The sequence below is a fragment of the Vibrio sp. genome (assembly GCF_038138445.1).
Lineage (GTDB): Bacteria > Pseudomonadota > Gammaproteobacteria > Enterobacterales > Vibrionaceae > Vibrio.
The window spans coordinates 32762-46704 of the sequence record NZ_JAYQDQ010000004.1 but is presented as its reverse complement, the minus strand read 5'-3'; the positions used below and the strand labels follow the sequence as shown (position 1 = coordinate 46704).

The following is a 13943-nucleotide window of genomic DNA, read 5'->3' as shown; positions in this document are numbered from 1 at the left end:
CAACGATAAAAAAATGGAGCTCAATGCTCCATTTTTTATTGCGATTGAAGGCTTATCCTCTTCCGCCTTTAATTGCATCAATAATCTCAGTTGTTGAACAACCTTCCTCAAAGTTGAGTACTTTGACTTCGCCACCGTTTGCTATCACTTCTTTACCACCAGCAATATCTTCAGGCTTGTAATCTCCGCCTTTAACAAGCAAATCAGGTAACACTTCAGCAATAAGGCGCTGTGGGGTTTCTTCTTCAAAAGGCACAACCCAATCTACTGCACCTAACCCTGCTAAAACGGCCATTCTGCGATCCGTTGGGTTAACTGGGCGCCCAGGCCCTTTAAGGCTTTTTACTGAATCATCGGTGTTAACAGCAACAATCAAACGATCTCCAAGCTCAGCAGCATGGTTAAGGTAAGAAACGTGTCCAGCATGGAGAATGTCGAAACAGCCGTTAGTCATAACGACCTTCTCTCCCTTTGACTGCGCTTTTTTTACCGCTTCAATTAATGATTGCTCGGTTACTACACCAAAGTCTGTATCTTGGCTGCCATGAACCGCTTCCGCGAGCTCGATCGTTGATACTGTTGAAGTGCCAAGTTTACCTACCACAACACCAGCAGCAGCATTAGCCAGTGCACAAGCCTCATCAAGAGGTTTGCCAGAGGCAACAGAAGCGGCAAGAACAGAAATAACCGTATCTCCAGCACCCGTTACGTCATAGACTTCTTTTGCTAACGTTGGTAAGTGGAACGGCTCTTGTCCACGGCGTAATAAAGTCATGCCATGTTCGCTACGAGTCACTAGGAGCGCTTCAAAATCGTATTGCTCGATAAGCGCTAGCCCCTTTTCTACCAACTCTTGATCATTTTTTACTTTACCAACAACCAGTTCAAACTCAGTGAGATTAGGCGTCAATAATGTTGCACCGCGATAGCGTTCAAAGTCAGCGCCTTTAGGGTCAATAAAAACCGGAACTTTAGCTGCACGCGCCTTTTGAATAAATTGCTGTACGTGTTCTAAGGCTCCCTTATCGTAATCAGATAACACGACCGACTTCACTTTGGGCAGAGCTTGCTCCATCCTATCTAAAATAAGTTCCGCATCGGTATCTTCAAACTTATCTTCAAAGTCCAAGCGTATGAGTTGTTGACCACGACTCAATATTCGCAGCTTTGTGATCGTCGGATAGCTGGGCAAAGCCACAAAGTCACATTTCACTTTCAGAGCTGACAATGTCTCATTAAGAACTTTAGCGGGTTCATCAATCCCAGTTAAACCAACAATATGCGCATGACCACCAAGAGAAGCAATATTCATTGCCACGTTAGCTGCTCCACCAGGGCGCTCTTCGTTATTTTCTACTTTTACTACAGGAACAGGCGCCTCTGGAGAAATACGTCCAGTTGGGCCATACCAGTAACGGTCTAACATAACGTCACCGATAATCAATACACCGGAATCACTATAGTTCGGTAGGATTGGTTTCATTGCGGATCTCCAAATTCTAATTCGGGCAGAAGTCTAACACAGGCAGGTAAAAGCGCTAAATCTATTCTAACCACTCATGCCAAAGAGCCTTCACAAGCTCTCGCTCTTTCACTAGTTTATCATCAGCGACATCGGCTTCTAAATTGAGTAAGTTTCTATGGTGAATATGATTACGTATAGTGGTATAAGCATGCGTTAAAGCCATTGCTGGGGCTTCATCCATAACACCTTGCGCTATCATAGATTCAAGAATTCTTACGTTATCGCTCCAACGGGTTAACTTTGGCTTATCGTGGCTGTATCTTAAAACCAAATACTGCGCAAGAAACTCGACATCTGTTATACCTCCAGGATCTTGCTTGAGCAAAAAGCGTCCTGCTTTCTTCCCCCCAAGGTGTTCGCGCATTTTTTCTCGCATTTCAACCACTGTTTTTTTGAGCAGAGGTTCTTCACGAGCTTGGCTGAGAATATGACTCCTTGTACGAGAAAACGCTTTTTCAAGCGCTGAATCACCATAAACCATACGGGCTCGAACTAGCGCTTGATGTTCCCATGTCCATGCATCATTTCTCTGGTACTCATCAAATGCTTCAACCGTTGTCACAAGAAGACCAGATGCGCCAGATGGACGCAAACGAGTATCAACTTCATACAATATTCCTGAAGCGGTTCGAGTGGAAAATATATGTATTATTCTTTGCGCTAACCTAAGATAAAACTGCCGACCATCAAGCTCTTTCTTGCCATCAGTGTAACTATCCACGGGGCAATCATGAATAAAGACCAAGTCTAGATCTGAATTATAACCAAGTTCCCAGCCCCCAACTTTGCCATAACCAATAACACCAAAACCCCGCCCTTCTCTATCTTTAAGATGAGCTGGTTGACCATATTTTTCGACAACTTGCATCCAAGCTTGGTTCACTACTGAATCAACTATCGCTTCAGCAAGATAAGTCAAATGATCGCTGACTTTCATCACAGGTAAAACTCCAGCAATATCTGCAGCCGCAATTCGTAAAATACAAATTTGCTTAAACTGGCGCAAGGCTTCCATTTGCTGCTCCATGTCATCCTCTGGAATACGCGCTAAATAGTCACGCAATTCTAAACGATAGCTTCCAAGTGGCACGGGGTTGTATAGATGCTGAGGGTCAATCAATTCATCAAGTAAAATAGGATAACGACCGAGCTGTTCTGAGATCATCGGACTTTCGGTACACAAACGTACTAACTGGGTTAGTGCCGCTGGATATTCGTCCAATAATTCCAAATAAGTGGTACGAGTGACTATTCTGTGTAACAAGTGAAGTACACGTGGCAGCCCATACTGAGCATCTTTGTGAGCAAAAATTGCACAAAAAACCTTAGGCATCAATCGATTAAGAACTTGCCTTCCTCTTGGCCCTAGTGTTTTCTTCGCCAAATCGCGTTTGAAACCAATAATAGTTTGCGCCATTTCTTCCCAGTGATGGCTTGCAATATCTTGAGCGAGAATTCCCTCAATAACATCTGGTTTTTCTACCATATCCCACAATTCATGGTAATGTTTATCGACTTCTAGCGAGTCCTCTTCATCATCACCGATTAAATGAGAAAAAATCTGATGAACCTTGTGCATGTTCATTTGAGTTTCTTTAAGCAAAGAAGACCAATCCTGATAGCCCATTGCAACCGAGAGCTGCAACTGCTCTTGCTCATTATCTGGTAAAGTTTGAGTTTGTTGGTCAGACATTGCTTGCAGCAAGTTCTCTAAACGTCGTAAAAAATGATAGGCATGCCTAAGAGCCGCTACTTCCTCAGTCGTTAATAGCTCAAGTGTTTCTATTGCCAAGAGCGTTTTCAATAACCCCCTATGACGTAAACTAGGCTCTCTTCCTCCGCGAATAAGTTGAAAAACTTGGGCAATAAACTCGATTTCACGGATCCCTCCAGCTCCCAATTTAATATTGTTCTTAAATCCTCGACGCCTAACCTCACTGCTTATCATTGATTTCATTCTGCGCAGTGACTGAATGGCACTAAAATCAATGTAACGACGAAACACAAAAGGCCTTAGCATTTGCCGCAGTGCTTTATATTCCGAGTACATTTCCCTACCCATGACGCGGCCCTTGATCATAGCGTAGCGTTCCCAATCTCTGCCTTGCTCTTGGTAATAATCTTCTAGCGCAGCATAACTCATCACCAAAGGACCACTTTCACCAAAAGGGCGTAATCGCATGTCAACCCGATAGCAAAAACCATCAAAAGTGTGCTGATCTAAGGCCTTAATGATCCTCTGCGCTAGACGAGTGAAAAACTGGGCATTTGATAAACTTCGCGCTGCCCCCTGAGTTTCACCATTCTCTGGATAGGTAAAAATAAGATCAATATCAGAGGAGAAGTTAAGCTCACCTCCACCAAGTTTGCCCATGCCAATAATCAACATAGGTTGCGCTTCGCCTAAAGAATTACAAGGCGTTCCCCACAACTTGCAGCACTCGCCATATTGCCATTGATACGTTTCAAACAGCATTGCCTCTGCTAATTTAGACAAATGCTCAAGGCTTTGCTCTAAAGTCCAGCTACCAACAAAATCCCGCCATGCGATGTATACCATTTCCCGGCGGCGAAATTGTCTCAATACTCTATGGCCTTGAGCCTCATCAATGCAATCAGCCAAGCTTTTAGCAAGTCGCGTACGATACTCTTGGTGGCGTGACGGCTGCTCTAACATCTCGGGTAACTGCTTTTGTAAGTTCAGATCTTGCTGCAGAGAGTCCACAACAAACTGACTCAAACCCGAAATATACTTCAGTTGCTCTCGCATATGCTCTGGCCAGAGTCCGATAGCATCATGTTCCTTTAAAGACTCTAAAGCATTTTGGGACACACAAACGAGGCTGTGGGGCAGTTGCATTCTTCTTCCTTGGATTAATAAAAAAGGTCAATAAGAATGTTATACCAATAAAAAACGCCCACTAACAACGAATGGGCGTGTATTGAAAGGTATTTTGACAATCAAACGGTGAAGGATGTGATCTTGGCATCCAGAGCTTGAGCGTTCTTTTACAAAGTGCTGAAAACCATACGGGAACCAATCGAATATCGGTGATGACTCGTTCCCATGGCTTAAAGGCCATTTTTGTCATTGTTAGTTCTCCATTAATTCTTATATAGTTAACCGCAGTTTTGGACACAACTAGAACATAGATAACTGCCAGTCATTATTATCATTGAATAGAAACCAAGTATTAGTCTGGGCCAAATATGAAACAAAATGATACCAAAGACGATGTAAAGCCGATGAGCTTGTTGTCACTAATTTTGTCATTTATGGCACTATTTGTTATTTCTGCGTTGCTGTTTTTTCCACTAAAAGAGCCTACTCGCCAAGTGCTTATCGGCTTAGACTTTATTATCTGTAGTGTTTTTCTTCTCCAACTAACCATTGATTGGGTTCGCTCTGCCGATCGACTTCAATATTTAAAACACCACTGGATTGATTTTCTAGCCAGCATTCCCATGGTAGAGCCCCTACGTTTCGCACGTTTGTTCCATATCTTACGTGTAATTTTGGTCATACGTTCTAGCCGCTCATTAATCAAACAACTCATGGTGAATCGGCGCGAGACAACCTTAGCTTCGATACTATTACTTATGGTGATATTGCTCACTATAGGCTCTAGTATGATGTTGTTTGTTGAAAGTAAAGCGCCTGATGCCAATATACAAACGGGTGGCGATGCGATGTGGTGGGCCTTAGTAACCATCTCAACAGTAGGATATGGTGATCACTTCCCTGTGACTAATTCAGGAAAAATTCTCGCTTCAGGGCTAATTATTTGTGGGGTAGGTATTTTTGGTATGATTTCAGGTCTTATCACATCACTTATTACCTCACCAACCGAAGTTCAAGCAAAACGTTCAGAAAATAAAGAACGGCTGTTACTCGAAGTCCTAGGGCGGCAGCAAGAAATCCTCATACGTTTAGAGAAGATCGAACAACAACAAAATAAAAATGAGGAGCCATAAGGCTCCTCACAAAAATAAACTCAGCGTTAATCTTGCCAATAAGGCTGCGCTTCAATACAAATCACCCGTGTTTGTTCCATGGCATGTAATATCGAGCTTTCTTGACGAGAGAGCCAGCGCTTGAGCTGCTCTTGTTCTTCTCCGTGTAATTTTGCGACTAACTTATCTAATGTCCTGAGTTTTAATAGGTCATCGATTCCGTGTAATAAGTCGCGCCACGGCAGTCTAAACCGGTTACGTTCCTCTGCATCGAACAAACTGGCAAAACTGACGCCAGTGTATAAATTACGCATCAGCCTGTATCTTTGGTCGATATAGTCCTGACTTACCAAAGAGCGTTCTGGAGGAAAAGCTTCTATCAATTCAGCCCATGTACGGTCGAGCTGCTTAAAAGAAAAGGGTTCGACAGTGAGGGACATTTTATCTTGAGCTTTATCATCAAGAAATGGTTGCCAACCACGAGTAAGAATCCAACGACTAAGATCCAGCAATAAACCTATGTATCTAGCTGAGTTGAATAACGTTAGTATTTCTTCTCTATCAGGCAAAGAGTCCTGAATAAGTTTAAGCTCACTAACCAAAAACTTACGTGCATCAAGTTTGCGTAGCGCATGTCCTTTGTCATCCAGCAGTGCTTCAAGATATTCAAAATCATTTAGCCATTCCAATGACTGCTCTAACCATTTTAACTCTTGACGAATTAATGCACTTGCTCTGCGAGGCACTATGCCACCATATACCGTGAGCAATTGGCGAATAAAGCTAATCGCACTTTTTATTTGATGTAACGCCTCAATTGACTCACGCTCCGCATAGATTTGTTCATGATAAAGCCAATGGGATAAGCCATGCTCAAGAGAATGAACGAAACAGGACTCGACGGTATCCTGCTTATCAGTGCTCACCAAGGCTAAGGGTTTTGCTTCATCACCTTGATAGTTATCAGCAAGCCGGTAGCCCTTTGCGGCTTTACTCAAATTACCGAGACGTAAACCGCCTTGCTCCGACAAACGCCGAGCTAAGGTAAACAAAGCATCAGCCTGACCTGATTTCAGTTCTAGCTCAATTTCGCAAATGGGTTCTTGACGCTCACCAGCCTCGACCATACCTTGATCAAAAGCCACCTCGATCTGGCTTCCATCGGACATTCCTATCAGCCATTGTTCACGAGTAAAGTTGGTAGAAAATATAGGCTCAAGCTCTGACTGTAAGTCTTTAACGTCCTTACCTTCAGGCCAAATATCGGATGGATGAAGTTCAAGCAGAGGCTCATCGCAATCATGCTCAGCATTATATTCAGGTCTTTGATGCAACCCAGCGACAACACGACCAGAAGTTTTGACCGTCTGAACATAAACATCGTCAAAACGACGAATACGGAGACCGATATCATGAACACGCAACCAATTTTCTTTGGTATCAAAATAAATATTGCCAAGTTTACGGCAACTATGCTGAAGCACTTTTTCTTGTACAATCAGATCTTGTAAAGTATTTGAAAATTCAGGAGAAACAAAAAACTTCAGTTCTATCTCGTTTTCCATAGTGGTCCCTTTTAGCACAGATACAAACAGAATATTGCCAATTTCCAAACCGAGCAAGAAAGAAATATCATCTCAATGATGATCTAAAACAGTTTTAATGATGGATTTAATGGGTTACCATGCGCGCCTTTATAGCCATCGTTCAACATTTCGCCATGAATGGTATATGTTATTTTTAGGTTATATAAATAGGTTGAATGACCATGCCAGTGAATACAATTATGGGGTTATTTGCAAAGTCCCCCATCAAGCCTTTGCAGCGCCACGTTGTGTGTGTAAACGAATGTTGCTCACACCTAATCAACTTCTTTGAAGTAAGCTCAAAGGGTGATTGGGAAAAAGCATCTGAAATTCGCGCGCAAATCTCACATTTAGAAAAAGAAGCAGACGTTTTAAAACGTGAAATTCGTCTCAAACTTCCTCGCGGTTTGTTTATGCCTGTCGATCGTAGCGATATGCTCGAACTTCTCACTCAGCAAGACAAACTGGCAAACCTAGCAAAAGACATTGCCGGTCGAGTATATGGCCGACAATTAGTCATACCCGAACCTCTCCAAGATAATTTTATTGCGTATGTTAAGCGCTGCCTAGATGCAGCTAACCAAGCGCAGAAAGTGATCAACGAACTCGACGAGTTATTAGAAACCGGATTCAAAGGCCGCGAAGTTACTCTTGTAGCCGAAATGATTCACCAACTAGATGAAATTGAAGATGACACCGACGCGATGCAGATTGATCTTCGCCAGCAACTAATGGCAATCGAAGGCGATCTAAATCCAATCGATGTAATGTTTCTTTATAAAATTCTTGAATGGGTAGGTGGCATAGCCGATCAAGCGCAGCGCGTTGGCGCACGCCTTGAACTTATGCTATCTCGCTCATAAACAATAAGTAACTAAATAACGAAGAGCATTTTAACCATTCCCCTACTAGGCGATACACAAAAAGACGCCAAGGGGTTTTGTTGTGTCTAATATGCTCCGCTTGTTATCAACAACTAGGTATTACGATGGATATCCTTGCGAATTACGGCACTGTCCTGATTATTATTGCAGCAGTTTTTGGTTTTATGATGGCGATCGGTATTGGCGCAAATGATGTGGCCAATGCAATGGGAACCTCAGTAGGCTCCAAAGCGTTAACTGTAAAACAAGCGATTATTATCGCGATGATTTTTGAGTTTGCAGGGGCTTACCTTGCAGGCGGCGAAGTAACTGACACAATTCGCAAAGGGGTTATTGAAACCTCTCTCTTTGCCAGCCAACCAGATGTACTCGTATTCGGTATGATGTCTGCTCTTCTCGCTGCGGGGTCTTGGTTACTACTTGCCTCTTACATGGGGTGGCCTGTCTCTACCACTCACTCAATAATAGGAGCAATCATAGGCTTTGCTTGTGTATCAGTAGGGACCGAAGCGGTCGACTGGGGCTCAGTTAAAGGCATAGTAGGCAGTTGGATAATCACCCCTGTCATCTCTGGATTTTTCGCTTACGTGATCTTTGTCAGTGCGCAGCGGCTAATTTTTGATACAGAGAAGCCATTGTTCAATGCCAAACGCTTTGTACCTGTGTACATGTTCATCACCACTATGGTGATTGCATTGGTAACTATCAAAAAAGGCCTAAAACACGTAGGCCTGCACCTTACAAATGGTGAAGCTTGGGTATGCTCTGCCGTAGTTTCTGCCATAGTAATGGTCGGTGGATACTTATACATCCAGAAAAAGTTCTCCAGTCGCGAAGATGATCATGGGTTCGCTGGGGTTGAAGGTATATTTAGTGTGCTTATGGTGATTACTGCCTGTGCAATGGCCTTCGCTCACGGGTCTAATGACGTAGCGAACGCGATTGGTCCTCTTTCCGCCGTTGCTTCCACCATAGAGCACATGGGAGAGATCACAGATAAGAGCACTATTGCTTGGTGGATCCTACCTCTAGGTGGCTTTGGTATCGTCGTAGGATTAGCGACTCTCGGACACAAGGTGATGGCCACGGTAGGTACTGGTATTACTGAACTCACACCAAGTCGCGGCTTTGCAGCTCAACTTGCGACAGCCTGTACTGTTGTACTTGCTTCTGGTACTGGACTTCCTATTTCAACAACTCAAACGCTGGTAGGTGCTGTACTAGGTGTCGGTTTTGCTAGAGGTATTGCGGCTTTAAACTTAGGCGTTGTACGTAACATCGTTGCTTCATGGATTGTAACGCTTCCAGCAGGTGCTCTACTTGCTGTTGTATTTTTCTATGCAATTCAAGCGATGTTTGCTTAAGCAACAAGGTCAATGATGTGTTAACTCACTGTCATTATTGATTCAAATCCACAGAAAGGGAGGCTTAGCCTCCCTTCTTTGTTGCAGTAGAGTCTGAAACTACTTACTATTTGGTATCAGGGTTTATTAGCCCAGCAAATGATAGAGAAGACTGCTAAAGGATTGATCGTGAAAAAACTGGTTTGCTTGGTTTTAGCTTCAATGTTAGTCGCACCAGCGGCTTTGGCTAAAAACCGTTATATCGCAGATAACTTATTTACTTATATGCATTCTGGCCCGAGTAACCAATTCCGCATTATCGGCAGCGTCGATGCGGGTGATAGAGTTACTTACCTTACTGCAAACAAAGATACTGGATATACTCAAATCCAAGATAGCAAAGGTCGTAAAGGTTGGGTTGAAAGCCGCTTTGTTACAACTCGTGAAAGCATGGCACTGCGCTTACCTAAAATTGAAAAAGAATTGTCCGATGTGAAAGCGAAACTGGCTAACGCTCGCTCTAATGCCGATCAAGAAAAAGCAGGACTAGCAGACTCTTTAGAAACCAGAAATCGCCAAATTGCTGACCTAGAGAAAAGCTATGGTGACATTAGTCAGCAGCTTACCGCATCACAGGAAGAAGTGCGTAACCTCAGAGCCAAACTAGATACACAAAAAGATGATCTACTACTTAAATACTTTATGTATGGCGGCGGTGTCGCTGGCATAGGCTTGCTGTTCGGTCTTATCTTACCTCACATCATTCCACGCAAGAAACGCTCTCCTTCAGGTTGGGCATAGTAACCAGATTATATATAAAGGTCGCCTACGCGACCTTTTCTACCCCTTCCAATCATACAGCGCAGGAACCTGAATCTCGGTACCATTAAAAGTAATGGTGCTATGCTGGGAATCAATATTTTGCAGCTGAATATTGTCATTTATCCAATCTCCCTCCCTATATTCAGTGCCATTAACTTTAACCCAACGTTTGTTTGGATTACTGGAATAAACGTGCGTTTGAAAGTTAAGAGGGGGTAACTTTCCCTGCCATTCTCTACTGTTTAAAGCAAGATCAGAAGCATCATCGCTTTGATTAAAAGTTTCACTATCATCAAGTGCTGACTCAACACGCAGTGCGATCTCAGGTGGCAACCCAGACAAGTCCAAGCCTTTTAGCAAAGTATCACTGTCTTTCGTTTCGGTTATAGCCTCTTCTTGTAACGGAATAGGAGCAGCATTCAAGTCAGTGTTCGATGTCGATGGCACAGGCTTAATAACAACTAGCGGCGAAAAATCAAAGGTCTCTTTAAGCTGTCCAAATGAAGGGTAAGGCAACACTTGGTATTTGAAAGGGACTTGCTGAACTTGCGATCTAGGCTGACTAGCCACCTGCCATTCCGCCAACCTCTCCGTATAGCTTTGATATATACCCACTGAGCTACTGACCAGTGCAGGAGCACAAGCAAGAGTTACCAATAACCAGTTTGGTATCATACGATTATTTGAAAGGCTGGTATTTTCTTGGGTGTAATAATCAAATGTCTTAAACGTCTGATGATGCTGTTCTGAATGCTCTAATGCCTGCATGACTTTTGACATTATGCTTCTCCCTCTGTAATTCTCAATGATGGTGCCCTATCCTGAGAAAGCCTTTCTAAACGCTGTAAAGTCTGTTGTCCTGCAATCCCGTCAACATGTAAGCCTTGCCATTGTTGGAATAATCTCACTTTTCGTATTAACTCTTTATCGTAAACATCGTTTTCTATTGCAGATTCACCCAAGACTTTTGACAAGCGTCGATTCAATTCATAAATTGCTGGGCCAGACATATTAGGCTTAAGAGTCTGGCGCCAATAGTTTTGCCATACTTGATAGTATTCCCCGTTCCATATGTTTTCTAGCTTATCAAGCGGCAACTCAACCCTTTGCCCTGCGACCAATAACTGGGCAGCATCACCGCTCAACTTATATAACACCGCATAGCTTTGCATCCCTTCGCGATGCAGAGACAAGAGCACGGGCACATTTGCCTCTATCAATGTGGAAAGCTTGCCTTGTGATTGAATACAGCTAAAAGCACTCTCATCACTTTGGCGACATAATCGCTCCACGACAGATGCTTTAACCCCCCACACTCGATAGAGATCCTCCATTGCTAACTGAAAGTTATCGGACTTGGAGAGCACCTGTTGTAACAGAGGGGGAAAACTTTCCTCTTCAACCAGAGTAACGGTTTGAGCAGGGTTATTTGCCACAATATACTGTTGAATCTGATTTTCCATTAGCAGAGGAACAAACCAATAACTCGCTATAGCAAACATCACAGAAAAACTACTGACTTTTAGCCAATTTAAGCTAGATTCTTTCTGCTCGATAGCAACTGGTCGATAGGAAGTCTGGAAACTCATGATCTCTTCACACGCAGCTTCAACACTGGATTGACTTGGCGCCGACTCACCAAGGCTATAAGCTCGTTTCAATGCCGCATCACAAATCAAATTAATTAAGCGCGGAATCCCTAAAGAATACTCTGATATGGATTTTAGCGACTTAGCGGAGAATAAACTGCTGTCTCCACCAGCCAACTCCAAGCGATGACGAATATAAAGACTCGCTTCCTGAACATCTAAAGGTAGCAAGTGGTACCGGCCAGTAATGCGCTGGGCTAGCTGACGAAGTTGAGGCATTTGTAGCTTCTGCTGAAGCTCTGGCTGCCCCACTAGTAACACTTTTAATAATTTCTGGTTATCTGTCTCGAGATTGGTCAACAGCCTTAATTGCTCAAGCACTTCAGCCGAGAGATGCTGAGCCTCATCAATGACGAGTAGTGTTTGAATGCCATTTGCATAACTCGTAAGTAAAAAATCATGGATCGATTGATTGAACTGCTTTAGCGTCGCTCCTGAAGGATAATTTATAGCAAACTCATCGCAGATCGCCTCTAGCAGCTCTATGCTTGAAAAAGTGGGATTAAGAATAAGGCCAGTCTGAGTATCCTTATCCAAAGACTTGAGCAAAGTTCTTACTAACGTGGTTTTCCCTGTGCCCACTTCACCAGACAACATGGCAAAACCACCACCTTCACCAAGGCCAGCCTGCAAACGGAACAAGGCTTCTTTATGCCGCTGGCTTTGAAAGAGAAAACGAGAACTCGGCACGATTGAAAAAGGCAGCTCAGTGAATCCAAAATATTTCTTATACATGTCTCTCGTCTCTAGGAATTTACTGACAAGAAAAGTAACATTGCTGACAACAATAGCCAATGCAAATATCCGAATATAAGAGGAACATCTGTGCAAATATTTTTAGTTGGTGGCGCAGTACGCGATAAATATCTCAATATTGACGTTCATGACCAAGATTGGGTCGTAGTTGGTACCACCCCTGAAGTGTTAATTAGTAAAGGGTTTTCTGCTGTTGGCAAAGATTTCCCGGTATTTTTACACCCAGAGACCAAGCAAGAATATGCTTTGGCACGCACAGAGAGAAAAACGGGTGCAGGCTACAAGGGGTTTGATTGTTATTTTTCACCGGATGTGACTATTGAGGACGACCTTCTGCGCCGCGATCTCACCATCAATGCTATGGCGCTTGATGATAAAGGCAAACTGATCGACCCCTATGGAGGCCAAACCGACCTCAACAATCGTGTCCTAAGACATGTTTCTAGTGCCTTTACCGAGGATCCTTTGCGCGTTCTCCGAGTCGCTCGTTTTGCCGCTAAGCTTCATCACCTTGGCTTTAGCATTGCCGATGAAACTCAAGACTTGATGAAACAGATTGTGGCCTCAAAAGAGCTCGAACATTTAACCGCTGAGCGGGTTTGGCAAGAGTGGCATAAATCCCTGTCTACTCAAGATCCACAAGTCTTCTTATCTGTGCTTCGTGACTGCGGGGCACTCAAGGTTATTCTTCCTGAACTTGATTGTTTATTTGGTGTGCCTCAACCAGAGAAGTGGCACCCAGAAATAGATACTGGTATCCATAATTTAATGGTGGCTAAACAAGCCGCTATTTTGACCTCATCGACCAAGGTTCGTTTCGCCGCGCAGATGCATGATCTAGGCAAAGGGGTAACCCCAAAAAATGAGTGGCCTAGCCATAAAATGCACTGCCATACAGGCCAGAGCATCATCAAACAGTTATGTGACAGACTACGTGTACCAAATGACTATCGCGAATTGGCTTTGATTGTTTGCAAGCAGCACTCAAATGTCCACCGAGCAGAAGAGTTACGAGCGGAGACACTGCTTAAGGTACTCAACAGTTTTGATGTATGGCGTAAACCAGAGCGCTTAGATGAAGTACTATTAGCTTGCATGGCTGATAGCCGAGGCAGAACTGGATATGAAAACATCGAGTACCCACAGAAAGTTATTTTTGAGCAAGCCTATCAAGCCGCTCTATCTGTTAAAGCCCAAGATATTATTAGAGACGGTTATCAGGGCGCAGACATTCGTCTAGAGATGGACAAGAGAAAAGTCGAAGCAATTAAAAGCTCTCGGTGCCTTTAAGTTTAAAGTGATGTCGCTGAACAATAAAGATCGAAACTTAGGTTCTATCAACTGACTATCTAAGAAAAGTGTGACAAAAATTTTGAAACTCATTTTTGCCCCAAAGTGATTTAACTCAAAGAACCAAGGATACT

The 13943-nt window shown here is 43.3% G+C and carries 10 protein-coding genes; 5 read left to right on the top strand and 5 right to left on the bottom strand.

The features are described from left to right. Window positions 1-52: 52 nt before the first annotated feature. A complete protein-coding gene (gene hldE / locus AAFM34_RS02500) occupies window positions 53-1483 on the bottom strand; it encodes a bifunctional D-glycero-beta-D-manno-heptose-7-phosphate kinase/D-glycero-beta-D-manno-heptose 1-phosphate adenylyltransferase HldE (RefSeq protein ID WP_341659635.1) in 1431 nt (476 codons plus the stop codon). Window positions 1484-1544: 61 nt separating this feature from the next. Beyond that, entirely contained in the window at window positions 1545-4385 is a 2841-nt protein-coding gene (gene glnE / locus AAFM34_RS02495) for a bifunctional [glutamate--ammonia ligase]-adenylyl-L-tyrosine phosphorylase/[glutamate--ammonia-ligase] adenylyltransferase (RefSeq protein ID WP_341659633.1), read from the bottom strand. A 350-nt stretch (window positions 4386-4735) separates the two neighbouring features. On the opposite strand from glnE, the gene AAFM34_RS02490 reads away from it, so the two are divergent. Continuing rightward, complete coding sequence (locus tag AAFM34_RS02490) at window positions 4736-5500, top strand: ion transporter (protein WP_341659631.1); 765 nt, start codon at window positions 4736-4738, stop codon at window positions 5498-5500. 26 nt (window positions 5501-5526) lie between these two features. Here AAFM34_RS02490 and AAFM34_RS02485 read toward each other — a convergent pair whose 3' ends face one another. After that, entirely contained in the window at window positions 5527-7044 is a 1518-nt protein-coding gene (locus tag AAFM34_RS02485) for an inorganic triphosphatase (RefSeq protein WP_341659629.1), read from the bottom strand. Window positions 7045-7247: 203 nt separating this feature from the next. On the opposite strand from AAFM34_RS02485, the gene AAFM34_RS02480 reads away from it, so the two are divergent. From AAFM34_RS02480 to AAFM34_RS02470, 3 genes are all read left to right on the top strand, one after another. Continuing rightward, complete coding sequence (locus tag AAFM34_RS02480) at window positions 7248-7928, top strand: TIGR00153 family protein (protein ID WP_341659627.1); 681 nt, start codon at window positions 7248-7250, stop codon at window positions 7926-7928. A 125-nt stretch (window positions 7929-8053) separates the two neighbouring features. Beyond that, window positions 8054-9313, top strand: coding sequence for an inorganic phosphate transporter (locus AAFM34_RS02475; protein ID WP_239173356.1), 1260 nt, complete (start codon window positions 8054-8056; stop codon window positions 9311-9313). A gap of 168 nt (window positions 9314-9481) precedes the next feature. Then, entirely contained in the window at window positions 9482-10093 is a 612-nt protein-coding gene (locus tag AAFM34_RS02470; protein ID WP_341659623.1) for a TIGR04211 family SH3 domain-containing protein, read from the top strand. Between the two features lie 39 nt (window positions 10094-10132). Here the strand turns inward: AAFM34_RS02470 and AAFM34_RS02465 are convergent, their stop codons facing one another. After that, the gene (locus tag AAFM34_RS02465; RefSeq protein WP_341659621.1) at window positions 10133-10894 is read right to left on the bottom strand and encodes a general secretion pathway protein GspB; all 762 of its coding nucleotides are present in this window, start codon (window positions 10892-10894) and stop codon (window positions 10133-10135) included. Next, window positions 10894-12498 carry an AAA family ATPase gene (locus AAFM34_RS02460; RefSeq protein ID WP_341659619.1) on the bottom strand — a complete coding sequence of 535 codons (1605 nt, stop codon included), beginning with the start codon at window positions 12496-12498 and terminating at the stop codon, window positions 10894-10896. Before AAFM34_RS02460 ends, AAFM34_RS02465 begins: the two co-directional genes overlap by 1 nt. Before the next feature lie 90 nt (window positions 12499-12588). Between AAFM34_RS02460 and AAFM34_RS02455 the strand changes: the two genes are divergently transcribed. Then, the gene (locus tag AAFM34_RS02455) at window positions 12589-13809 is read left to right on the top strand and encodes a multifunctional CCA addition/repair protein (protein WP_341659617.1); all 1221 of its coding nucleotides are present in this window, start codon (window positions 12589-12591) and stop codon (window positions 13807-13809) included. The last annotated feature ends 134 nt before the right edge of the window (window positions 13810-13943 follow it).